The following is a 22897-nucleotide window of genomic DNA, read 5'->3' as shown; positions in this document are numbered from 1 at the left end:
CCCAGAAGGACTATTCACGCATCGTCAGCGAGATCAAGGCCGCGAATTGATCGCAGCCTCTTCCCGTGGCGGCCGGGTGGCGGCCCGCCGCCACGGGACATCGTCTTCCTGTGACGTTTCGATGGCCGGCCGGTCTCAGCCGGTCCTGCCGGAGCCAGTGCCTCAGTGTCCTTCAATGCCACCAGACCGAACCTGCTCGTCGCGCCCGGCGTCGCCTGGCTCGTGGCCTTCATGGTGGTGCCGTGCCTGCTGGTTCTCTCCTATGCCTTCTTCCAGCGCGGCGTCTGGGGCGGCGTCGAATACACGTTCACGCTGGAGAACTTCGCCCGCGTCGTCGATCCGCTCTATGCGAAGATCTTCCTCAATTCGGCGCGAATCGCGCTGACGGCGACGATGGTCGCGATCCTCATCGCCTATCCGGCGGCCTATGCGATCAGCCGCGCGCCGCGCATGAGCCAGCCGATCCTGCTCTTCTTCGCGGTGCTGCCCTTCTGGAGCAACTATCTCATCCGCACCTATGCCTGGATCGTGCTACTGAACCGCGAGGGCCTGATCAACAACCTGCTCGGCACGCTCGGCTATACGGGCGAGCCGCTGTCGATGCTCTATTCCGAGGGTGCGGTCATCACCGGCCTCGTCTACAACTACCTGCCCTTCGTTATCCTGGCGATCTATTCGACGCTCTCGCGACTGAACCCCGAACTGATGGAAGCCTCGCGCGACCTCGGTGCCGGTCCGGTTCGCACCTTCCTGCGCGTGACGCTGCCGCTCACCTTGCCGGGTGTCGCCGCCGGCGGCGTCTTCGTCTTCGTGCTGTCGATCGGCAATTTCGTGACGCCGGCGCTGCTCGGCGGCGGGCGGTTCCAGATGGTCGGCAACCTCGTCTACGACCAGTTCCTGACGGCGAACGACTGGCCGTTCGGGGCGGCCCTGGGCGCCGCGCTGATCCTGACGATGATCGTCCTGCTTCTTCTCCAGGCGCGTGCCACGGCGCACGCATCCGGCGAAAGGCGACGGGAGGCGGAGCAATGAGCGCTGCCCTCTCCGGCAAGCTTCCGGGACGGATCGTGCTCGTCCTCGTCTTCGGCTTCCTCTACCTGCCGATCGCGGTCCTCGTCCTGCTCTCCTTCAACGACAGCGGCTTGCCGACATCCTGGTCCGGCTTTTCGACGCGCTGGTACAGCGCGCTGCTGTCGAACACCGACATTCTGCGCGCCGCCTGGAATACGCTCGTCGTCGCCGTCGTCGCCACGCTGATTTCCACCGTGCTCGGCACGCTGCTGGCGCTTGGCATGGAGACGCGCCGCAGAAAGAGCAACGGTCTGGAGGCGCTCGCCTTCGCGCCGATGGTCATTCCCGACATCGTGCTTGCCGTGGCGCTGCTGACCTTCTTCTCCCGGCTGAACCTGACGATGGGGCTGCACACGATCATTCTCAGCCATGTCATCTTCGACCTCGCCTTCGTCTGCTCGGTCGTGCGCGCCCGCCTCAAGCATTTCGACTTCTCGATCGTCGAGGCCTCGCGCGATCTCGGCGCCTCCGGCTGGACGACCTTCTGGCGCGTCACCTTCCCGGTGCTCTTGCCGTCGATCGTCGCAGGCGCGCTGCTCGCCTTCACGCTCTCGGTCGACGAGTTCATCATCGCCTTCTTCACAGCGGGCGCCGGGCGCTCGTCGATCACCCTTCCCATGCAGATCTATTCGATGATCCGCTTCGGCATCACGCCGGAGGTCAACGCGCTCGCCACCATCGTCATGGGCGTCAGCGCGACGGCGCTCCTGATCTCGCAATGGCTGAACAGAGAACAGCGCATCCCATGAGTGCACCCGCAAACCCCGCCGAACCGATCCTGCGCATCGAGAGCGTCGCCAAGAGCTTCGGCCCGGTGAAGGCCGTCGACAACGTCTCGCTCGACATTCGCGAGAACGAATTCTTCGCGCTGCTCGGCCCCTCCGGCTGCGGCAAGACCACGCTTCTGCGCATGCTCGCCGGCTTCGAAAGCCCGGGCGCCGGCCGCATCCTGCTCGAGGGCCGGGACATCTCGCCGCTGCCGCCGGAAAAGCGGCCGCTCAACCTGATGTTCCAGTCCTACGCGCTCTTCCCGCACATGACGGTCCGGCAGAACCTCTCCTACGGGCTGGAGATGGAACGGCTCGGCAAAGGCGAAATCCGCCGCCGCGTCGACGAGACCATGGCGATGACGGATCTGACGAGCTTCGCCGACCGCAAGCCCGACCAGCTTTCCGGTGGCCAGAAGCAGCGCGTGGCGCTGGCGCGCGCGCTCGTCAAGCGACCGAAGGTGCTGCTGCTCGACGAGCCGCTCGGCGCGCTGGACAAGAAGCTGCGCGAGCGCATGCAGCTCGAACTGAAGCGCATGCAGCACGAGGCCGGCATCACCTTCATCATCGTCACGCACGACCAGGAAGAGGCGCTGGTCATGGCCGACCGCATGGCGATCCTGAAGGACGGCCGGTTGCTGCAGGTCGGTGCGCCGGAAGACGTCTACGAGCGGCCCGCCGACCGCTTCGTCGCCAATTTCATCGGCGTGATGAACTTCATCGACGGCGCGGTCGCCTCCGACGGCGTCTTCGAAGCCGAAGGCCTGCGCCTCGCCGTCGTCGATGCGACGCCCGGTCCGGCGACGCTCGCTGTCAGACCGGAAAACATCGCCCTCGGCCCGCCCGGCGAGCGGCTGGCCGGCACCATCGCCGACATCGCCTATCACGGCCTCGACCGCGTGCTGCATGTCCGGACGGCTGCGGCCGAAGCGTTGATGCAGGTGCGTGTACCGGCGAGCGGCGCCGGCGATTGGCGGATCGGCGACGCGCTCAGCCTCAAGATCGACCCGGCGAAATGCCGGCTCTTCCAGTGAAAGACGAACAGGGGAACACCATGTCCAAGACCATCGCATTCTTCCCGGAAGCGGCCTTCGGCCCGGCCCTGAACTCCGTCGGCATCGCCCAGGCCGTCGAGGCGCTCGGCCACAGGGCGGTGTTTCTCTCCGACCCCGGCTTCGTCTCGGTCTACGAGGGCTACGGCTTCGAGGCGCACCCGGTGAACCTTTCCGAACCCATGCCGCCGGAGCAGATGGCGAAGTTCTGGGAGGATTTCATCAACGGCCATATCCCGAACTTCCGCAAGAGCCCCTACGACCAGGTCGACAACTATGTGAAGGACTGCTGGACGGCAATCGTCGACAGCGCCAAATGGGCGCAGAAGGATCTGCCGAGCGTATTGGCGAAGATCAAGCCGGACCTCATCTGCGTCGACAACGTCATCCTCTTCCCGGCGATCAAGCAATATGGCGCGCCCTGGGTGCGCATCATCTCCTGCTCGGAAAACGAGATCGAGGACCCGAAGATACCGCCGCATCTCTCCGGCTGCGGGGAGAGCGACTATGCCTGCCACGCCGCCTATCGCGACCACTTCAATGACGTGATCAAGCCGATCCACGACGACTTCAACGGCTTCCTGGCCGACAACAACGAGGCGGCCTATCCGATCGGCCAGTTCTTCGAGGCCTCGCCCTTCATGAACCTTCTGCTCTATCCGGAACCGGTGAAGTTCCACCGGGAGCATGCGCTCGATCCGAGGCAGTTCCAGTATCTCGAAGGCTGCGTGCGCAAGGAAAAACCCTATGAGGTGCCTGACTTCGCCGAGAAGAACGACAAGCCGCTGCTCTACATCTCCTTCGGCTCGCTGGGTGCCGGCGACACCGAGCTGCTGAAGCGCCTGATCGAGACGATCGGCAAATTGCCCTATCGCGCGCTCGTCAATGTCGGCGACTACAAGGACCAGTACGACAGCCTGCCGGGCAATATCATCATCGATGGCTGGTTCCCGCAGCCCTCGGTGATCCCGCAGGTCGATGCCGTCATCCATCACGGCGGCAACAACTCCTTCACCGAGTGCCTCTATTTCGGCAAGCCGGCGATTATCATGCCCTATGTCTGGGACGGCCACGACAATGCGACCCGCGTCGACGAGACCGGCCACGGCTTTAAGATGCCGCGCTACGACTGGACCGACGCGGACCTCGCGGCAAAGCTCGATGCCTGCATCAACAACCCGGCGATGAAGACGAAGCTTGCCGCGACCAGCGCCCACATGCAGGCACGCAACGGCCCAAAGAAGGCCGCCGGCATTCTCGACGAACTGGTGAAGACCGGCGCCTACCATGGTTGAGACGACGAGTTCCTCCGCCCCGCATATCTATGGCGCCACCACCTTCGCCGACCTCGTCGACTGGGGCGACCAGCCGGACAGCCTGGAAGGACAGTCCCGGTCCTCGGGCCGGCTCGTCCACAAGGGACCGAACAACCAGCCGGAATCCGGCATCTGGGTCTGCACGCCCGGCCGCTGGCGACTGTCGATCCCGCGCGACGAGTTCTGCCATTTCGTGGCGGGGCGGGCGATCTATCGCTCGGATGATGGAGAGATGATCGAGGTCGAGGCGCGTACTGTCGTGATGTTCCCCGGCGGATGGACGGGGGAATGCACCGTCATCGAGACCATGCGCAACATCTACATGCTGGCCTGACGCAAGAAAAACGGAAAGGAAACTCCCAATGACCGCGACACCCCTGATGCGCAAGCCGCTGGAAGAGACCGACCTCAAGGACTGGGGCGTGATCCCGACGATGATCGAGGGCGAAAGCCGCACCTCGGGCAAGCTGATCCACAAGGGTCCGGAGGGGCAATCCGAATGCGGCCTGTGGATCTGCACGCCGGGAAAATGGTTCTGCCACGTCACGCGCGACGAGTTCTGCCACTTCCTCGAAGGCCGCTGCACCTATGTGCACGAGAGCGGCGAGGTGATCGAGATCACGCCGGACACCGCCGCCTTCTTCCCGCAGGACTGGAAGGGCGAGTGCACGGTGCATGAGACGGTGAGGAAGGTCTACATGATTAGGTAGAGGGCAGGCGGGTAAGCCCCCTCATCCGCCTGCCGGCACCTTCTCCCTCAAGGGGAGAAGGAACCCTGCCGATAAGGCCCGCCTCGAAGCGACCTAGCGACGGCCGAAACCCGGCACGACATTTCCTCTCCCCTTGAGGGAGAGGATACAAAATCGAGGGCTTAGCCGAAGGCTAAACCTCAGATTTTGTTGGTGAGGGGGCCAACGCCCCCCTTCGACATCAAAGGAAAGCACCATGTTCAACCCCGCCGAACCCGTCTTCTACCGGCATCCGGCCTATCTGCCGGGCGAGGGACCGCGCCACGCCGTGATCGACCCGGCGACGCTGGCAACGGTCGGCAGCATCGCCGATACGACGATGGCCGAGATGGAAAGCGTGCTCGACGCCGCGGCCAAGGCACAGCGTGACTGGAAGCGCCTCGACGCCAAGTCGCGCGCGACCGTGCTCCACCGCATCGCCAACCGCATCGAGGCGACCGACATGCGCCGCTGCGCGGAACTGATGTCGCGCGAGATGGGCAAGCCCTACCCGGAAGCGATTGGCGAGGTGGCGAACTGCGCCGGCGCCTTCCGCTATTTCGCGGAGATGGCGCGCGACGAGGCCGGCAAGGTGGCGGGCACGACGCAAGCAGGCTCCTTCCAGCATGCGCGCTACGAGGCGCTCGGCGTGAGCGTGCACATCATGCCGTTCAACTTCCCGATCCTCCTGATGTGCTGGACGGTCGCGGCGTCGCTGGCCTCGGGCAATGCCTGCATCATCAAGCCGGCGCCGGCGACGACGCTCTCGACGCTGGCCTTCATGCCCGTTTTCGAGGCGTTGCCCGAGGGCCTGATCGCCTGCCTGCCGGGCGGCGCCGAGCTTGCCTCGGCCCTCATCGCGTCGCCGAAGACGCACGCCGTCGCCTTCACCGGTTCGGTCGCGGCGGGCAAGGCGGTGGCGATGGCAGCGGCGGCGCAGATGAAGCCCGCCGTCATCGAGGCGGGCGGCAGCGATCCCTTCATCGTCACCGCCCACGCGCCGCTTGACGTCGCTGCCGCCGGCGCCGTCACGGCCGCCTTCCACATGTCCGGCCAGGTCTGCACCTCGGCCGAGCGCTTTTTCGTCGTCGATGCCGTGCATGATGCATTCGTCGAACATTTCGTCAGAGAGACGAGGCGCCTGCGCATCGGCAACGGCCTCGCCAAGGCGGAGATCGGGCCGCTGGTCAGCGAGGCGGCGCGGGCCAAGGTCATCCGTCTCGTCGAGGATGCGAAGGCGAAGGGCGCGACGGTCGAGATCGGCGGAAAGATTCCGGAGAGCGAACCGACCGGCTGGTTCTACGAGCCGACGATCCTGACAGGCTGCACACCCGACATGGTGATCCTGCGCGAGGAGTGTTTCGGTCCCGTCGCGGCCGTCATGCGGGTCAGGGATTTCGACGAGGCGATCGAACGGGCGAACGACAGCGAATTCGGCCTCGGCGCCTCGATCTTCACCACCTCGCTCGAAGAAGCGATGGAGGCCGCCGACCGGCTGGAGGCCGGCATGGTTTGGGTCAACAACCCGCTGATCGACAACGACGCGCTGCCCTTCGGCGGCTGGAAGAAATCCGGCCTCGGCCGCGAGCTTTCGAAACTCGGACTCGACGCCTTCCGCCGCTCGAAAATGGTCATCATCGACCACAAGCCGGTGGTGCAAAGCTGGTGGTACCCCTATCCGGACGGCTGGTTCTACGGGGACGGCGGCCGCAAGCACGCCTGAGACAGGCATTCAAAGGACAGAACAATGATCATCACCCTTCTCGGCGGCGCGGGCTTCATGGGCGCGGGCATCGTGCGCGACCTCGTCTCCGACCGCACCATTATCGACATCACGGCGATCCGCCTTTGCGACGCCTCGCGCGAGAAGATGGAGGCGCTGGCGAACGAGCTTGGCGATCCACGCATCACGCTCGTCGATCTCGACGTGACGAATGCCGCCGCACTGAATGCCGCGATTGCGGGGGCGGATATCTGCATCAACTGCGTACCGACCCTGCTCGGCTTTCAGATGACGATCTTCGAGGCAGCCCTTGCCGCAAGGGTCGCCTACATGGACCTCGGCGGGCTCGGCACTTATACCGTCAAGCAGCTTGCGGAGCACGAACGTTTCAGGGTGGCCGGTGTCACGGCGGTGATCGGCTGCGGCGCAGACCCGGGCATGTCGAACGTCATCTGCCGCGCGGTGGCCGACGAACTGGACGAGATCGACCGGATCAACCTCTACTGGGCTGCCGAACTGGTGGGCGACGAAAACCCCGTTCTGGTGCCGCCCTACAGCGTCTCGACGGTGCTGGCGGAATATGCCCATCCGAGCACCCAGTTCTATGACGGCAGGCATGTCGAGTGCCCGCCGATGAGCGGCAGCGAGTTCCTCGACCTGCCGGAACCCTGGGGACGCTGCGAATTCATGCATTCGCCGCATTCCGAGCAGCTCACCGTGCCGCTCGCCGACGGCATCCGCGAGAAGGGCATCAAGGAATTTTCCTGGAAGCTGCACCTGCCGCATCGCGAGCACGAGGCCTGGGTCGGCCTGGTGAAAGCCGGCTTCGGCGATTTCGACGAGCCGGTGGAGATCGGCGGCGTCAGGGTCAAGCCGCTCGACGTGCTGAATAAAGTGATCGAGCGCAACATCAGGAAGAATGCCGGCAGGATTCCCGCACAGGACAGCCACGAAATCCATCTCGCCATCGGCCGCGGACGAAAGGACGGGATAGAGCGCACGGTCCGGGTCGAGGTGACTGTTTCGCCTGACCCGCTCTACGCTCCCTATGTCGATGCCTGCACCTCGATGAACGCCTCGATCGCCGCTCAACTCATTCTCGCCCATCCGAAGAAAGCGGGCGTGTATGCGCCGGAAAGCTATTTCGACGTGGCGACCTACTTCCCGGAACTGGAGAAGCGGAAGTTTCGCATCACGACGACGGTCGAATAGTCACGTGACGCCAAAGCTGAAAAGCGATTTACGAATATGGCAGAAATAAGAAATTTATTCCCTACAAAACTGATGGAGATACGATATAAAACACCTGTTGGCCGTTCTTTGCGGCGACACGGACGAAACCGAGATGAGGTGGATGCATGCGCAACGCGCAACTCGACTGCAAGGCCGGCTACGGTTTCGACCGCCGCATCGCAAGGAATGCAAGTTCGGGGAAGGCGAGGCGCAGCGGCGTCATGCAACGCTGCATTTCCGCCGCCCTTTGCGGTGCGGCCTTTCTGTTCGTCGCCGGCTTCATCCTGATTCACTGACAATCAACGCACGCCATGACAACCGGCGATCCCGTCATCGCGCCGGTGACGCGTCTTCGCTTCGGCCACCGTGCTGAAAATCCCACGATGAGTGTCCCCGCACGGAACGGCGGGGCGCTGATGGTTGCGTGACCTCAGTTCATGAGGGCGCGCGGGCCGCTCCAGGTGGCGCGATCCAGCGGCGACACGGTTTCCCCACCCAATTCGAGGATCTGCATCGCAGCGGCGAGCGACATATCCAGGCAATAGGTCAGGAATTCTTCTCCCGTATCGTTCGCTTGCTGGCGTGCCAAGCTGATCATACGCGCGATCGCCGCAATTTCCTTGAGGCGGTCCGTCTCTTCGGTCTCGCATGGTAGCTCGATGATGTTCGGTACACTCACGGCTTGTTCCTCTCTTGGCCTCCATCAGGAGGACTTGACTCAAGTCAAGCAGAGGGGCCGTGACATCGGCGTGACACACCTTGTCCGTGTCCGATCAAGTTGTGATTGTGGAAGTCGGAAAAGCCATGCGCCACATGCCGGTGGCGGCAAACGTCCAGTCGTCCGGCGGGGTGCCGCGGCGGTCTGCGCGGCAGGCGACGGTGCGGATGAGATCGAGTGCATCCTTGCGTTTCAAATCCACGAGGTTTTGCCGGACGGCCCGCAGCAGCGCCCCGCGCCGGTCGTCGTCGATCTGCTTTGCCGCCGCAAGGATGGTCGCATAGGTGCGGTCGCGGAAGTTCAGTGCCTCCGCGGCTGACAACAGCGTTGCGCGTTCCTCCACGCTCACGATGCCGAGGTCCGCGAGTTTTCGCAGCGTGGCCCGCACATTCACCAGAGCTTCTGTCAGGGCAAGATGGCCGAGTTCGGCCGGCCCGTGGACCTGTGCAACATCGCCATCGTCGACGACCTCGCCTGATGCATATTGGCGATAAATCTCGCCGACGCCGACCATGCCGAAAGGCGCGCATTCGGCCGCGCGCAAGGCGCCCATGCTTGCGGCACCCAGTACCTGTACGCCTTCCGCCAGGGCGAAGAGGATCTCCTTGTGCCAGACGGCGGGAACCTGTTCGTAGATCCCGTCCACCAGGCCGATGACCGTCGCGCCTTCGGCGACGGCGCGGTACAGGTCTCCCTGTCGCGCCGGGGCGCGGTAGGAGACGTCGCGATGGACCGGCCGCAGGGCAGCGGGCGCGGTCGGGCCGGCGAAGACGATCTTCATGAGGGGACCAGAGCCATCGAGATCGCCCGCGCGCCGTAACGCCGCTTGCGTTCACCGGAAGGACTTTCAAGGCCCGGCACGAACACCTTTGCCACGGCGAAAGGCAGGTCTGGCTCGCTCAGCGGCACCGCGATGACGCACCCGATGCGCGCCGCGCGCAGACAGCCAAGCGTAGCGTGCAGCATTTGCTCGAGGCCGGGGTCTTCGTGGCTCTGCTGCGGATCCGTGACTGCCGGCACCGCGTCGAATTCGGCGCGAAGCGCATCGGGCAGCGGTGCCGCGAAGAGCCGTGGATCGATGTCGTCGCGGGCCCCGCTGATATGCGTGAGGCGCGATTGGGCTGCTTCCGTGACCGCGCGGATCGCGGCGCGGACGGCCGCCGGATGTGTCCCGCTGCCATTGGTCACGTCCAGATAGCGCGCGGCGCGGCCGCGGAGTGCGGCCCCCTCGGCGAGAAGCGCAAGGTAGGACGGTACCGCAACGTCGCTTGTGATGTCGAACAGCCGCAGTTGCAGGTCGGCCTCATCGATCCGTTTCACGAGATCGGACAGGACAGGGTCGCCGAAGCTTGCCGGATCGACGCAGCGGCGATGGCGGGTTTTTCGCGGCCGGAAGTGCCATAGCGCCTCGGCATCCCTCTCGATGCGCTCCAGAAGGCCGTGGAGGATCGCCTCCTGCGGCGTGTTGCCCGACGCAAGTCCGTCCGACGACTGCCAGAAGCGCATGCCGTCCCGCGTGCGATCGAGCATCGCTGCTTCAAGCGGTACAAAAATGGGCCGGTTCTCCAGCAATTCGAAACCTTCCGCCCAGGCGAGAACGTCATCCTCGGCAATATCGGACGCCCGGGCTGCGATGAGCCCGTCGAGCGTCTCGGTAGCCAGACCCTCGACCATGAGATGGCGGCGGCTCGTGATTCGCATCGCCACCGTCGGCCGTCCGGCGATGGCGCGTTCGAGCGCTTCCATCGCCGCGCTCGTCCGCGCCGCGGCGTCGGAAATGCCCTTGCCCTGGTTGATGACAATCGACAGCGCATTCGGCGCCACGGCATTCCACACGGGGATGCCGACGCGATCGAGGCTCGTCAGGCGGGCGAGTCTCGTGATGCCGTAACGCGGCAGAAAAGCCCGCACACGTTCGAAGGTTTCCTCCGGCGTGCAGACGCGATCGAAATAGCGGCGCCCGTCGCAACCTGCTGCACTCCCGCCCTGCTGAGCGGGAGCGGAATGTGCCGGATCGCGACGCTCCGGCTCACCGCCGACAGCCATCGCGATCAGTCGAGTTTGCCGGAGAAGGCTTCGAGTTTGCCCGAAAAGGCCTCAAGCTTGCCAGAGAAGCCTTCGAGCTTGCCGGAGAAGGCGTCTTCCAGCGAGGCGACCGCAACGGCGAAATCAACGCCCTTGACGATGGCGGCACCGCTCTCGCGCAGAACGTTTGCTGCGCCCAACGCTCCGGTTTCCGGCGGCGCCATTGCCGCAACGGTCCCCGTATCCAGATCTGCTATCCACAGCCCGGTCTCTCCCGGCAGTCCGAGCACCACGATTCTTGCCATGTCCGATCCCTTTCCCTCGCCCTAGAAGCCTGCCCTGCGCAGTCCTTCACGATAGTGCTCCTGCCAATCTCCCCGGCTGGGAACGATGGACAGCCAATTCTCGACATCAAAGTCCGGATGCACGTCCTTGGCCTTGCGGGTGAGGGAGCGTGCACGCTTTTCGTCTCCCAGCATGGCCCAGCACGCCGCAGCGAGGCGCGCCGCCGGCAGCGGGTCCGCCATCTTGGCGATATATCCGAGAGCTTCCTCGTAGCGCCGAAGGTTGTAGGCAGCCCCGCCGGCCGTCCAGAGATAGACGTCCGGGCTGATAGGATTGAGCTCGATTGCCTGCTTGACCTTTGCGAGACCCAGCTCGGCTTCTGCCGCATGGATCAGGGTGTCCGCATAGTCGGCCTTTACGTCGGCATAATGAGGGCTTGCAGCCTCCGCGCGCTCGAACGCGTCGATGCTCTCATCGAAGGCGCCAAGGAAAAGCTTCGCGACGCCAAGTTCGCGATAGCCGCTGGCGAGGTCCTGGCCGATTTCGATTGCCTGGCAGGCATGCTTTTCGGCCGCCTCCAGCAGGTCCTTGTCCCCGCGCGCCGTAAGGAGCCATTCCATGTGACTGGTGCGTGCCAGGCCGCTGAGCGCGCCCGCGAAGAAGGGGTTCTCGTTGAGCGCTGCCCGGAAGGCCTTGCGCGCCCGCCGGATCTGCGGCAGCCCCAGATGGTGCAGATGCTGCTTGCCGAGCAGATAGTGGTGATAGGCTGCCGGATGGCGCTCGAACTGCTCGCGGGCGAAGGCGCGGTGCTCGATGTGACTGGCGATTGAAGCAACGATGCGGCGTGAGAGCTCGCCATAGGTGGTGCTAAGGTGCACCGCGCCGATCGGATAGCGCTCTGCCCAGACCACCTCGTCGTCACCCACGAAGACGAGTTGAACAAAGAGATAGCTTTCGTCGTCCCGGCGCGACAGCCGGGTGTCGAGCGCGTAACTCACGGCATAGCGCAGAAACATGTCCTGCCGGTTCGGCTCCTCTGCGACTTTCGCCGCAGTGTGCGGTGCGACCAGGGAAATGGATTTCAGCGCGCAGAGGCCGATCGCAACGTCTTCCAACAGCGTTGCGGCGATCAGGGAGCCATCGTCGCCGTTGCCGAAACCCTTGGGCGGCAGAAGGGCGAGACGCGGCAGCGATGTCGTACCGCTTGCAACCGGATCGTCGGCCGCGTGGGAAAAAGTCACCGGCTCCGAGCCACCGGGGAACTGCTGGTAGCCATTGAAGATCTTTTTGACGATATCGAGCGTCTTCTTGTCCGGTTTGACCTGGAGATCGCTCCAAAGCTGCTTCTTGCACTGCTCGAAGAGTTCGCGGACCAGCCGTAGTTGCCCCTCCGCGGCATAGACCTGCATGAGAATGCGATAGGCGGCCTCCTCGGTCGGGTCCACTTCGAGGATGCGATGCGCCGCCTCCTTCACGAGTTGCGTCTCGTCACGGTGCTGCGCCAGTGTCATGACGCTTTCCACGGTATGGAGGGCATTCTCGGCAAACTGGCGCCGTTGCGCCGACAGCCAGATGCGGCCCGGTGGAGCGATTTCCTCTATGGAGGCGAGGAATTCACCGCGATAGGCGCTGAGCAGTGCGTGCAGGCCGTCGAAAGGCGCCAGCGCGGGAAGATGCTGGATGTCTTCGAAATCCGCGGACAGTGCCGATGTGGCAAGGCCGATCGTCTCGGTTTCGAGGTCGACAAGCTTTATGCCGAGCTGTTCCTGCCGGCTCTTTATACGGGACAGGAGCTTCCGCAGGTTGACGAGTGGGTTGCCGTCCTCGCCCCAGAAAAGCCGCGCAAGGTCGATGCGAGACCGGCTGCGAGTTTCCGACTGCAACAACAGGCAAAGGACCACGAGGCCCTTTTCCGGAAACGACAATTCGTCACCGGTTTCGCTGACCAGGCGCAGATCCCCAAACGTCAGCAACCTAAGCTTCATGAGCCCCCGCCCCGAAAGTCGCGTTCGTCCTAGTATTCGTCCAGGGTCTTAACAAATCCTCACTGTCTGCGATCCGGGGTTGTCCAGAAACAGGCCAACCCCATAGCGTCAGTTGTGGGCGTGAGAGGTATCGCCCTTATCGCCGGTGGCCGGCAGGAATTCCGCGGAACCGCCTTCTGCGACCGACTTGACGAGTGCAAGAATCGCCCGGCGGATCTTCGCGTCGCCGATGCTCATGAAGGCCTGATTAAGCGAAAGGCCCTCGCGTGTCGCCATGAAGGCCGAAATGTCGCCGGACGTGCTTGTGCCGTCGCCGAGGCCACCCATCTCGACCGAGCCCGTTTCTTCCTGCTGGAAGAAGAAGCTGACCGGAACGCCGAGTACCTGCGCAATATGCTGCAGCCGGCTCGCACCGATGCGGTTCGTACCCTTCTCGTATTTCTGGACCTGTTGGAAGGTGACGCCCAGGTGTTCTCCCAGCTTTTCCTGGGAAAAGCCGCGCACGAGCCTCTGCAGCCGTACGCGAGAGCCGACGTAGGCGTCGATGGAGTTCGGGGCCTTGTTGGTCATTGTTGCCTCCTTGACCGGTGCAAATCAGAAGCCTGCTTCTCAGCGGACAATTGCCAATTGTCAGGCCGGACGCAAGCCAGTTTAAAATGTACTGTGGCGCATCTGTGGATCGAACACAACTAGCAGTCCTAACCAGTCGGCAGTTTATCCGCACGCGCGTGTTTTGGCCCTTCGACACCCAAGCAATGTGCTGTTTGCCGGATGAATTTTTGCAAATGGCGAGCATAATGCGGCTGATCCGTCGGAGATTCGTGGAGGAGCGATGATGACCGGGGCGCGAATTGTTGGCTGGGCTCATTCGGTTTTCGGCAAATCGGAACTGCCCGATACGGAAGCCCTGATGGCCTCGGTCGTCCCGGATGCGCTGTCGCATGCCGGCATCGATCCGGCGGTGGTCGACGGAATCTTTGTCGGGGTCATGAACAACGGATTTTCGCGGCAGGATTTCCAGGGAGCGCTCGTCGGTATGGGCAACGCGGGGTTGGCCGCGACGCCTGCGGTCCGCCTCGAAAACGCCTGTGCCACCGGCTCCGCCGCGATCCATGCTGCCCTTGATTTCATTGCGGCGGGACGCGGACGCGTCGCGCTCGTCGTCGGCGCGGAAAAAATGACCGCGACATCGACGGAAGACGTGGGCGACGTTTTGCTCGGAGCGAGCTACCGTCGGGAGGAGGCCGACGTCGACGGCGGTTTTGCCGGGATCTTCGCTCAGATCGCCCGCGCCTATTTCCAGCGTCATGGCGACCGCTCCGAAGAACTTGCGATGATCGCTGCCAAGAACCACGCGAACGGCGTCGGCAACCCCTTCGCGCACATGCGCCGCGATCTTGGGCTCGACTTCTGCCGCACGGTTTCCGACAAGAACCCTTATGTTGCGCCGCCGCTGCGGCGAACCGACTGTTCCCCGGTTTCCGATGGCGCCGCCGCGCTTGTTCTCGCAAGCGACGAGGTGGCGGCGGATTTCGAACGGGGGATCGCCTTCCGTGCCCGCAGCCACATGAACGACGTTCTGGCGCTCAGCCGTCGCGATCCGCTTGCCTTCGACGGTGCACGGAGAGCCTGGGCCACGGCGCTGCAGGACGCGGATCTGACCCTGGACGACCTCTCCTTCGTCGAGACCCATGATTGTTTCACTATCGCGGAACTGTTGGAATATGAAGCAATGGGGCTCGCGGCGCCGGGGGAGGGGTATCGTGTCGTCCGCGAGGGGATTGCCGTCCGTGGCGGCCGCCTGCCGGTCAATCCCTCCGGTGGCCTGAAGGCCAAGGGGCACCCGATCGGAGCGACGGGCGTTTCGATGCACGTGATGGCGGCCATGCAGCTCATGGGCGAGGCCGGTTTGATGCAGGTCGCCGCGCCGAACATTGCCGGGGTCTTCAACATGGGCGGCGCGGCGGTGGCGAACTATGTCTCGCTGCTTGAGCGTGTCCGGTGAAAATGACACGGCGTTGTGATTGTCTTGGCTGAAACAGCGCGTGGAAAGAAGCCGTTAACCCTGACCTTGTTAGGAAGGAGGGAGTGAGTACGGGAGAGCGATATGGCCGACAAACAGGAAATGGACAGCGCAACGACGACGAACGCGCGAGTCGTTCCCTTTCCCGCTGCACGGCGTGTCGGAGACGTGCGCGCCTGCGCGGACATGCTTGAGCAATTGCATGGTACACCGGCCCAGGACTACTGGCGTTCCCATTGCCGTGCGATGTATGCGCGCCTGATCGACGTCGGTTGCGTCGAGGAAGAGGCGCGTGACGAGGTGCTGGCGTTCCAGCAAGAGGTTCACGCCGAACTGACGGATCGCCACCAGGCCCGCAGCCGCGCCCGAGGCCGCAGCTCCTGAGGCATCGAACGCGGCCCGCGCCCGGGCCGCGTTCCATCCTCGGTCAGCCGTCTCAGGCAGCGTGGCTCGCCAGCCCGGTCGGGCGGGTCGCCGCGGCCTTTTCGACCATTGCGACGACCTCGGCACGGCGCGCGCCTTCGAGTGGCAGTCGCGGCATGCGGACGCGCTCGGATCCGCGGCCCATGATCTGCTCCGCGAGCTTGATGGACTGCACGAGATCGTGTTCGGCATCGAGATGCAGGAGCGGCATGAACCAGCGGTAGATGCGGCGCGCTTCCTCCCAGTCGCCGCGGTCCGCCGCGGCCACGAGCGCCACCGATTCCTGGGGGAAGGCGCTCGTGAGCCCGGATACCCAGCCCTTGGCACCGAGCATCAGGCCCTCGAGTGCCACGTCGTCGAGGCCGGCGAAGATATCGAAACGATCGCCGAAGGCGTTGATCAGATCCGTGAAGCGGCGGGGGTCCGGGGCACTTTCCTTGACGGCCATGATATTGGGGATGCCGGCAAGGGCCTGCAGCACGTCGGCGCCGATGTTCACGCGATACGCAGGTGGATTGTTGTAGAGCATGATCGGCAGAGCGCATGCCTCCGCGACCGCCCGGAAGTGGGCGATCAGCTCCGATGGCTTCGGGACATAGACCATGGCAGGGAGCACCATCAGCCCGTCCGCACCCAGCCTTTCGGCGTCCTTCGCATAGGCGACGGCGCGGCGGGTGTCGAATTCGGAGACGCCGGTGATGACCGGTACGCGGCCGTTCACGACTTCGACCGCGGCCTTGAGGATCGTCCGTTTTTCCTCCGGATCGAGCGAATTGTTCTCGCCGCACGTGCCCATGACGATAAGTCCGTTGACGCCGTCCCTGACCAGCGCGTCCTGTACGCCCTGCGTCGCGTCGATGTCGACGGACATGTCATCCCGGAACTGCGTCGTGACGGCGGGGAAAACGCCGTGCCAGCCAGTGCTCATCTTCAACTCCCGTGTTTGTTCGCGTTCTAAGTGCGTCTTCTCATCCGGCCCGGCCGGAACGATGATCAAGTGCGAATAATATATAATTTATACATTTTGTGGTCAACTGGCTTTTTCCTGTATTTCGTGTAGCGGATTCCCATGGCATTTCCTCTGAAACATCGCACGCTCTCCGGCGCCCTTATCGAAGAAATCCGTCAGGGGATTCTGTCGGGACGGTATCCGGCCGGAAGCCAGCTGCGCCAGGATGCGCTCGCCGATTCCTTCGGCGTTAGCCGCATTCCCATCCGGGAGGCGCTGTTCCAGCTGGAGGCCGAGGGTCTCGTGCGTATCGTACCGCAGAAGGGAGCTATCGTCTCCGAGCTTTCCACGGCGGAAATCGACGACGTTTTCGAACTGCGCGCCATGCTGGAACCGCGGCTTCTGCGGGCGTCGGCTCCGCTTCTCTCCGAGGCGGACTTTGCCGCGTTGGACGAAATCCAGTCACGTTATGTGAGCGCAATCACGGCCCGGGAGGTCGATCGTTACGGCCAGCTCAATGCCGAACTGCACATGGTGCTCTATCGGCGGGCGGATCTGCCGAAGACGCAGCAGATCGTCGCCTCGCTCCTTCAAACCAGCGAGCGCTACACCCGGGTGCAGCTTTCGAGCGCCGATGCGATGAGCAAGGCGATGCGTGAGCATGCCGAACTCATCCGCCTCTGCCGGTCCCGGGACGTGGAGGAAGCAGGCCGCCTGCTGGAGCGGCATATTTCCGATGTCCGTACAGATCTGCTGGCGGTTCTGCACACCCAAGCGTAAACCCGTCCGATGCCTATTCGGACGGGTGGTCGTCCGCGAAAAAGGCTTCGGCATCCTTCGCGAAGGCGCGGCGTGACTCCGGCCGGGTATAGAACATGTGGCCGCCGCGGTAGAGGGCAAGTGAAGCGTGCGCCTCCGCGAGTTCTGCCGGGAGGTGATCGATCACGTAGCGGCTGGCCCCATAGGGGGTCAAAACGTCTGTGTAGCCGTGCGCGACGAGCAGGCGGAAGGATGGGATAACCGAGAGCAGATTGCGCAGATCGGATACAGCCTCCGCTTCGCCGCGTCCCCCGCCGTCGTTCCAGTCCCACTGCCGGCTCACATCGCTTGAAAGCAGCGTATAGGTCATCTCGGTGCGAAACCCGAGCGTGTTGCGCGCATAGTCGGCAAATGCCGCGCCGTAGGCCCGGGTATAGCCGTCGAGCACGGCATCGTCGCCACGCACATATCGCTCCTCCGGAAACGGGTCCGGCACGCTGTGGCCCGCATCGTAAGGACTGGCGATCCGCTCGTCTCCCGCAGCCGCGGCGTAAAGATCGCCGACGAAGCCGCGGCTGCGCGCGACCTCGGCCTTCTCTATTCCGGTGAACCGGGCGATCCGGTCATGGAAGTCATCCGCGGCCACACCGGAAGGAGGACGGCCGGCGAGTGTCACAAGATAGTCGCCCATGGCAAAGGCCTCGGCCTCCTTCAGCCGTTCGAGGTTGAAGCGGTCCTCGCGCTCGAGTTCGGCCGCGGCAAGCGACGGAAACTGCAGGGCGGCACCCAATGGATAGCTGGTGGCACCGAACAGCAGCCTGGCGTCGATCAGCGGCGAGACCATGACGATGCCGGAGACAAGAATTCCCTGCCGGTCCTTGAGCGCCGTGGCGACTTTCGCCGCACGGAAGCCGCCGTAGCTTTCGCCGAGCAGGTATTTGCGCGATGCCATGCGGCCCGCCCCCTGGACATAGAGGGTGATCGCCTTGGCGATACTCTCGGCATCCTCACGCACGCCATAAAAGTCCGAAGCCTTGTCGCCGGTCGTCGCCCGGCTCCAGCCCGTTCCGACCGGATCGATCAGGACAAGATCCGTGAAGGCGAGCCAGCTGTCGGCATTGTCGACCAGTGCGGGTCGTGTGCCGTCGCTGTCGCCTCCGTCGAGCGGAAGCAGGCGAGGTCCCACGAGACCCAGGTGCAGATATGCGGATGCGGCGCCGGGACCGCCGTTGAAGACAAAGGTCACGGGGCGGTCAGCCCCCGCATCCTTCGCGACATAGGCCGTGTAGAACAGGCGCGCCGAAACCTTGCCGTCCTGTCCGAAGAGAGCCAGCGTCCCGGCCGTCGCCGCATAGGGCAGGCTTCGTCCGTCGAGTTGCAACCGGAATTCCCGGCTGCTGTCGGCAGGCAGCAGCGACAGGATGCCCTCTGCCTCCGTCGCTCGAGAGTCCGGCGATTGTGCCGCAGCCGGAACAAGCAGCAGGTATGCGCTGAGGAGGACAACCGAAAGTCTGTGCAGCATCCGTCGCTCCCTCGCCGGTTCGGTTTGTGCGGGCGACGGGAGCATAGGCAGGCCGTCCCTGCTGCGGAACTCAATTGAAATTGATCGGCCCTGTTCACCAACTAGCCGGAGATGGCGCCCGGCTAGAGGCGCCCCTCGCGTTTCAGCTTCAACTCGCGGAAAAAGATGAAGAGGCCGGACAGCACGATCAGTGCCGCGCCCGCCAGCATCGCCGGCCGCGGCAGGTCGCCGAAGAAGAGCCAGCCGAACGCGATTGCCCAGAGCAGCAGGGTATATTGCAGCGGCACCACGGTGGCGGCGTCGGCCAGTTTCAGCGACCGGTTGACCAGCATGTGCGCGCTCATCGCGACGACGCCGAGCAGACAGAGAAGGCCGAAATCGAGGGGTCTGACGGGTGCCCACTGGGCAGGTTCGACCAGAATGATCACGAGGGAGACGATCGCGGCAGCGGCTGCCTGCCAGAAGACCAGCGTGGTATCCGGCGTGGTGCGCAGGCTGCGGCCGAGCACCATCGCAAGCCCGAAGGCAATGCTGCCGGCAAGTGCCACCAGTGCCGGCAGGGCGAATGTTTTCTCGGAGGGTTCCAGCGCGATGAGAACGCCTGCGAAGCCGATCAGGATCGCGCTCCACCGCCGCCAGCCGACATGCTCTCCGAGAAACAGCGGGGAGACGGCCGCCACATAGATCGGCGCCGCCAGCCAATAGGTCATCGCATCCGCCAGCGACATGTAGGCGACGGCGAAATAGAAGGCGGACGCTTCGAAGACGAAGAAAAGGGCGCGCGCCATGTGCAGCCACGGCTTGTCGACGGCGAGGAGTTGGCGCGGACCTGTCCGCCAGAACAGCGGCGAGAGGACGACGAGGGCCGCGACGCTGCGGATCAGCATGAGCTGGCTGACGGAATAGGTTGCGACGAGCCATTTGCCGAGCACGTCGTTCAACGAGAACATGACCATGGCGAGCAACATGAGTACGACGCCGGCGCGGGCATTCGGCGAAGGCTGGGCAAAGGTTGTGATTTCGGTCATCTGCGTCGGTCGCGGCTCACGGATCGGTCGTTCGCGCCGCTGTTGCACATTCAGGCAACCGGCGCCACCCATGACTTCTCGTCATGGGGAAAAGCTTTGGGTGATTTGCAGTTGATCGGCGCCCTTTCCAATGAAATGGTTGCGCTGTCACCCGCGCTGACTCAACGAACCGACGTGCTGGAAAGAGGAGGGCCAGAGAGGACATGATCAAAGGAAAACGCCGCCTGCGGTCGCAGGACTGGTTCGACAATCCCGACCATATCGACATGACGGCGCTCTATCTCGAGCGCTTCATGAATTACGGCATCACCCCGGAGGAACTGCGCAGCGGCAAGCCGGTCATCGGCATTGCGCAAAGCGGCAGCGATCTGACGCCCTGCAACCGGCATCATCTCGACCTCGCCAGGCGGGTCCGCGACGGCATCCGCGACGCGGGCGGCATCCCGATCGAATTCCCGACCCATCCGATCTTCGAGAACTGCAAACGGCCGACGGCAGCCCTCGATCGCAATCTCGCCTATCTCGGCCTCGTCGAGGTGCTCTACGGCTATCCGCTGGACGGCGTTGTGTTGACGACGGGTTGCGACAAGACGACGCCGTCGGCGCTGATGGCCGCCTCGACGGTCGATATTCCGGCGATCGTGCTGTCCGGCGGGCCGATGCTCGACGGTTGGCACGAGGGCGATCTTGTCGGGTCCGGCACGGTGATCTGGCGTTCGCGCCGCAAACTTGCCGCCGGCCAGATCGACGAAGAGCAGTTCCTTGATGCTGCGCTCGACTCCGCACCGTCCATCGGTCACTGCAATACGATGGGCACTGCCTCGACCATGAATGCGATCGCCGAGGCGCTGGGCATGTCACTGACCGGTTGCGCCGCGATCCCCGCCGCCTATCGGGCGCGCGGCCAGATGGCCTACCGCACCGGCCGCCGGGCGGTCGAACTGGTGCTGGAAGACGTCAAGCCCTCGGATATCCTGACGCGTGCCGCTTTCCTCAATGCGATCCGCGTCAACTCGGCGATCGGCGGTTCCACCAATGCGCAGCCGCATCTTGCCGCGATGGCAAAACATGCCGGCGTCGAGCTCCGCCTCGACGACTGGCAGGAGTACGGCTACGATATCCCGCTCCTCGCCGACGTGCAGCCGGCCGGCCGGTTCCTTGGCGAGCGGTTTCATCGGGCGGGCGGCGTGCCGGCGGTCATGTGGGAGCTGCTCGACGCCGGAAAGCTCGACGGAAGCTGTCGAACCGTGACCGGCCGGTCCGTTTCGGAGAACCTCGAGGTGCGGCAGGCCACCGACCGTGAGGTCATCCGACCCTACGGTGAGCCGCTGCGGGAGCGTGCCGGTTTCCTGGTGCTCAAGGGGAACCTCTTCGATTTCGCCATCATGAAGACCTCCGTCATTTCGGAGGAGTTCCGCCGTCGCTACCTGAGCGAACCTGGCCGGGAAGAGGTGTTCGAGGGCCGCGCCGTCGTGTTCGACGGGTCGGAGGACTATCACCGCCGCATCAACGATCCGTCGCTTGCGATCGACGAGCGGAGCATTCTCGTCATTCGCGGTGCAGGTCCGCTCGGTTGGCCGGGATCCGCCGAGGTCGTCAACATGCAACCGCCGGACCACCTCCTGAAGCGGGGCATCACGAGCTTGCCGACGATCGGCGACGGCCGCCAGTCGGGCACCGCCGACAGCCCGTCGATCCTCAACGCCGCGCCGGAAAGCGCGGCTGGCGGCGGCCTTGCCTGGCTTCGAACCGGCGACGCGATCCGCATCGACCTAACGAAAGGGCTTTGCGACATGCTGGTCGATCCAGCCGAAATCGATCGGCGCAAGGCGGACGGCATACCCCCGGTGCCCCCGGATGCGACGCCGTGGCAGCGCCTCTACCGCAAGACCGTGACGCAGCTTTCGGACGGCGCAGTCATCGAGGGTGCCGCCGATTTTCGCGGGATCGCGGCGAAGCCGCCACGGCACAATCACTGAAATACACCTCGCGGCCTCGCGCCATCCGATGGAATTTCGGCGGCCTCCATCCGTTACCGTTCGCGAGGCGTCCATGTGCCGGCCTCGCTGAATCGCTTGGGCGCGATGGAGGATGGCATGAAGAACGGCAAAGTGCTCGGCTGGATCATGATTGTCGGCGGCGCCTGGTGGCTCGGCTCCGGGCTTCTCATGAACGACATGGGCGGGATTGCGGGCCTCGGCTACAATCCCGATGCGCCGATGAGTTTCCAACTCGCACCTGGAGGGTTTCTTCTCGGCATCGTCATCAACGGTCTCATTCTCTTCGCCGGGATTAGGACCGGGACGGCCTCGGACAAGGCCGGCGCGTGAAGCCGTGTCCGCGGTCCCTCAGCCCCGTCGGGCCACCAGGATGCCGGCGAGCACGATGGCGCCACCGAGCGCCTGAATCGCTCCGACGGGCTCGGCCAGGATGAACCAGGCGAGGATCGCGGCGACGACGGGCTGGAGCAGCAAGGTCAAGGACGAAAAGGCGGTCGGCAGATAGGCGAGCGCGTAGGTGACGAGCCCTTGGCCGCCGACATGGCTGATAAGGGCGAGGCCGATCAGCATCGCCCAGCCGAAGAGCGTTACGGGCACCATCACCTGTTCGGAAAAGAGGGCAAGCGGCAGCATGCACAGCGCAGCCGAGAGCGTCGTAGCGGCCATGATGCGCGGCGTCGAGAAGCGGACGCGCAAGCGGCCAAGCGACAGCATATATCCCGCATAGAAGACCGAGGCGACAATCGCCAGCATGTCGCCCGCAAGGTCGCCACCGCCAAGTGCCGCAGGGCCACCCTTGAGGACAAGTACACCGGCAAGCGCCATCGCGAGGCCCGCCAGAAAGACGCACGTGACACGCGTCCGGAACAGCAGCCAGGACCCGAGCGTGACGAAAACCGGCGCGAGGTTCGCCAGCAGCGTCGCATTGGCGACCGACGTCATATGCAGCGCGAGGTGCCATGCCGCGAGATCGGCAGCCAGGAAGACGCCCGGCAGCAGGAGCAGGAGATAGTCGCGAAGCGTTTCCGGCCGCGAGTCGGCTTGGACGTTCCCCGGCAGGCCGGAGACGATGAGAAACGGCACAAGGGCAAGGGCGACGCGCCAGAACGCCGTTGCAATCGGACCGATTTCCGACAACCGCACGAAGATCGGCGAGCCGCCGATGGCGACGCCGCCGAGCAGCAATGCGGCAAGTGCCAGCCGATGGCGCGAGAAGTGTCCGGCGGTATCGCTGGTGTTGCTCGGCACGCGAAGATCCAATGGCGGGTGAAAATGGCGGGGCGATCTGAC

The 22897-nt window shown here is 64.2% G+C and carries 25 protein-coding genes; 15 read left to right on the top strand and 10 right to left on the bottom strand.

Annotated features, from left to right (window positions below; genetic code table 11):
* Positions 1 to 231: 231 nt before the first annotated feature.
* The 9 genes from LXM94_RS11570 to LXM94_RS11530 all read left to right on the top strand — a co-directional run bounded on the left by LXM94_RS11570 (position 232) and on the right by LXM94_RS11530 (position 8186).
* The gene (locus LXM94_RS11570; protein ID WP_235771479.1) at positions 232 to 1032 is read left to right on the top strand and encodes an ABC transporter permease; all 801 of its coding nucleotides are present in this window, start codon (positions 232 to 234) and stop codon (positions 1030 to 1032) included.
* Positions 1029 to 1820 carry an ABC transporter permease gene (locus LXM94_RS11565; protein WP_235771456.1) on the top strand — a complete coding sequence of 264 codons (792 nt, stop codon included), beginning with the start codon at positions 1029 to 1031 and terminating at the stop codon, positions 1818 to 1820. Before LXM94_RS11570 ends, LXM94_RS11565 begins: the two co-directional genes overlap by 4 nt.
* A complete protein-coding gene (locus tag LXM94_RS11560) occupies positions 1817 to 2872 on the top strand; it encodes an ABC transporter ATP-binding protein (protein ID WP_235771455.1) in 1056 nt (351 codons plus the stop codon). Before LXM94_RS11565 ends, LXM94_RS11560 begins: the two co-directional genes overlap by 4 nt.
* Before the next feature lie 20 nt (positions 2873 to 2892).
* Complete coding sequence (locus LXM94_RS11555) at positions 2893 to 4185, top strand: glycosyltransferase (protein ID WP_235771453.1); 1293 nt, start codon at positions 2893 to 2895, stop codon at positions 4183 to 4185.
* On the top strand, positions 4178 to 4540 hold the full coding sequence (locus LXM94_RS11550; protein ID WP_235771451.1) for a cupin domain-containing protein: 363 nt from the start codon (positions 4178 to 4180) through the stop codon (positions 4538 to 4540). The genes LXM94_RS11555 and LXM94_RS11550 overlap by 8 nt, the downstream gene beginning before the upstream one ends.
* Positions 4541 to 4568: 28 nt before the next feature.
* On the top strand, positions 4569 to 4916 hold the full coding sequence (locus LXM94_RS11545) for a cupin domain-containing protein (protein WP_235771450.1): 348 nt from the start codon (positions 4569 to 4571) through the stop codon (positions 4914 to 4916).
* A 235-nt stretch (positions 4917 to 5151) separates the two neighbouring features.
* Positions 5152 to 6657: an aldehyde dehydrogenase family protein gene (locus tag LXM94_RS11540; RefSeq protein WP_235771448.1), complete on the top strand. Its 1506-nt coding sequence runs from the start codon at positions 5152 to 5154 to the stop codon at positions 6655 to 6657.
* Between the two features lie 24 nt (positions 6658 to 6681).
* The gene (locus LXM94_RS11535; protein WP_235771447.1) at positions 6682 to 7869 is read left to right on the top strand and encodes a saccharopine dehydrogenase family protein; all 1188 of its coding nucleotides are present in this window, start codon (positions 6682 to 6684) and stop codon (positions 7867 to 7869) included.
* 146 nt (positions 7870 to 8015) lie between these two features.
* Complete coding sequence (locus LXM94_RS11530) at positions 8016 to 8186, top strand: hypothetical protein (RefSeq protein WP_235771446.1); 171 nt, start codon at positions 8016 to 8018, stop codon at positions 8184 to 8186.
* Between the two features lie 134 nt (positions 8187 to 8320).
* On the opposite strand, the gene LXM94_RS11525 is transcribed toward LXM94_RS11530, so the two are convergent.
* The 5 genes from LXM94_RS11525 to LXM94_RS11505 form a co-directional block, all read right to left on the bottom strand.
* The gene (locus tag LXM94_RS11525; protein ID WP_235771445.1) at positions 8321 to 8569 is read right to left on the bottom strand and encodes a hypothetical protein; all 249 of its coding nucleotides are present in this window, start codon (positions 8567 to 8569) and stop codon (positions 8321 to 8323) included.
* 94 nt (positions 8570 to 8663) lie between these two features.
* Entirely contained in the window at positions 8664 to 9389 is a 726-nt protein-coding gene (locus LXM94_RS11520) for a TfuA-like protein (protein WP_235771444.1), read from the bottom strand.
* Positions 9386 to 10654 (bottom strand): YcaO-like family protein, encoded by a 1269-nt coding sequence (locus LXM94_RS11515; RefSeq protein ID WP_408015625.1) that lies wholly within the window; start codon positions 10652 to 10654, stop codon positions 9386 to 9388. Before LXM94_RS11515 ends, LXM94_RS11520 begins: the two co-directional genes overlap by 4 nt.
* A gap of 5 nt (positions 10655 to 10659) precedes the next feature.
* Positions 10660 to 10938, bottom strand: a complete 279-nt coding sequence (locus LXM94_RS11510) for a hypothetical protein (protein ID WP_235771442.1) — start codon at positions 10936 to 10938, stop codon at positions 10660 to 10662.
* A gap of 21 nt (positions 10939 to 10959) precedes the next feature.
* Positions 10960 to 12510: a BTAD domain-containing putative transcriptional regulator gene (locus LXM94_RS11505; protein ID WP_235771477.1), complete on the bottom strand. Its 1551-nt coding sequence runs from the start codon at positions 12508 to 12510 to the stop codon at positions 10960 to 10962.
* Here LXM94_RS11505 and LXM94_RS11500 point away from each other — a divergent pair.
* Entirely contained in the window at positions 12445 to 12936 is a 492-nt protein-coding gene (locus LXM94_RS11500) for a hypothetical protein (RefSeq protein ID WP_235771481.1), read from the top strand. The genes LXM94_RS11505 and LXM94_RS11500 overlap by 66 nt on opposite strands.
* A gap of 75 nt (positions 12937 to 13011) precedes the next feature.
* Here LXM94_RS11500 and LXM94_RS11495 read toward each other — a convergent pair whose 3' ends face one another.
* Positions 13012 to 13473 carry a helix-turn-helix domain-containing protein gene (locus LXM94_RS11495; protein WP_235771441.1) on the bottom strand — a complete coding sequence of 154 codons (462 nt, stop codon included), beginning with the start codon at positions 13471 to 13473 and terminating at the stop codon, positions 13012 to 13014.
* 265 nt (positions 13474 to 13738) lie between these two features.
* On the opposite strand from LXM94_RS11495, the gene LXM94_RS11490 reads away from it, so the two are divergent.
* Both LXM94_RS11490 and LXM94_RS11485 read left to right on the top strand, forming a co-directional pair.
* Entirely contained in the window at positions 13739 to 14908 is a 1170-nt protein-coding gene (locus LXM94_RS11490) for an acetyl-CoA acetyltransferase (RefSeq protein WP_235771440.1), read from the top strand.
* Between the two features lie 102 nt (positions 14909 to 15010).
* The gene (locus LXM94_RS11485) at positions 15011 to 15310 is read left to right on the top strand and encodes a DUF6074 family protein (protein WP_235771439.1); all 300 of its coding nucleotides are present in this window, start codon (positions 15011 to 15013) and stop codon (positions 15308 to 15310) included.
* A gap of 52 nt (positions 15311 to 15362) precedes the next feature.
* On the opposite strand, the gene LXM94_RS11480 is transcribed toward LXM94_RS11485, so the two are convergent.
* On the bottom strand, positions 15363 to 16277 hold the full coding sequence (locus LXM94_RS11480; protein WP_235771438.1) for a dihydrodipicolinate synthase family protein: 915 nt from the start codon (positions 16275 to 16277) through the stop codon (positions 15363 to 15365).
* Positions 16278 to 16418: 141 nt separating this feature from the next.
* Here LXM94_RS11480 and LXM94_RS11475 point away from each other — a divergent pair, with 141 nt between their 5' ends.
* Positions 16419 to 17078 carry a GntR family transcriptional regulator gene (locus LXM94_RS11475; protein WP_235771437.1) on the top strand — a complete coding sequence of 220 codons (660 nt, stop codon included), beginning with the start codon at positions 16419 to 16421 and terminating at the stop codon, positions 17076 to 17078.
* Between the two features lie 13 nt (positions 17079 to 17091).
* On the opposite strand, the gene LXM94_RS11470 is transcribed toward LXM94_RS11475, so the two are convergent.
* Positions 17092 to 18579 (bottom strand): S10 family peptidase, encoded by a 1488-nt coding sequence (locus tag LXM94_RS11470; RefSeq protein WP_235771436.1) that lies wholly within the window; start codon positions 18577 to 18579, stop codon positions 17092 to 17094.
* 122 nt (positions 18580 to 18701) lie between these two features.
* Positions 18702 to 19607 carry a DMT family transporter gene (locus tag LXM94_RS11465; RefSeq protein WP_235771434.1) on the bottom strand — a complete coding sequence of 302 codons (906 nt, stop codon included), beginning with the start codon at positions 19605 to 19607 and terminating at the stop codon, positions 18702 to 18704.
* Between the two features lie 203 nt (positions 19608 to 19810).
* Here LXM94_RS11465 and LXM94_RS11460 point away from each other — a divergent pair, with 203 nt between their 5' ends.
* Together LXM94_RS11460 and LXM94_RS11455 are read left to right on the top strand one after the other, a co-directional pair.
* The gene (locus LXM94_RS11460) at positions 19811 to 21586 is read left to right on the top strand and encodes an IlvD/Edd family dehydratase (protein WP_235771433.1); all 1776 of its coding nucleotides are present in this window, start codon (positions 19811 to 19813) and stop codon (positions 21584 to 21586) included.
* A 117-nt stretch (positions 21587 to 21703) separates the two neighbouring features.
* Complete coding sequence (locus tag LXM94_RS11455; protein ID WP_235771432.1) at positions 21704 to 21937, top strand: hypothetical protein; 234 nt, start codon at positions 21704 to 21706, stop codon at positions 21935 to 21937.
* Positions 21938 to 21955: 18 nt separating this feature from the next.
* Here LXM94_RS11455 and LXM94_RS11450 read toward each other — a convergent pair whose 3' ends face one another.
* On the bottom strand, positions 21956 to 22855 hold the full coding sequence (locus LXM94_RS11450) for a DMT family transporter (RefSeq protein ID WP_235771431.1): 900 nt from the start codon (positions 22853 to 22855) through the stop codon (positions 21956 to 21958).
* Positions 22856 to 22897 lie beyond the last annotated feature (42 nt).

Origin of the sequence: Rhizobium alarense, assembly GCF_021555155.1 — a bacterium.
Taxonomy (GTDB): Bacteria; Pseudomonadota; Alphaproteobacteria; order Rhizobiales; family Rhizobiaceae; genus Rhizobium_D; species Rhizobium_D alarense.
The sequence above is the reverse complement of the archived record's forward strand: the minus strand, read 5'-3'. Positions and strand labels throughout refer to the sequence as shown.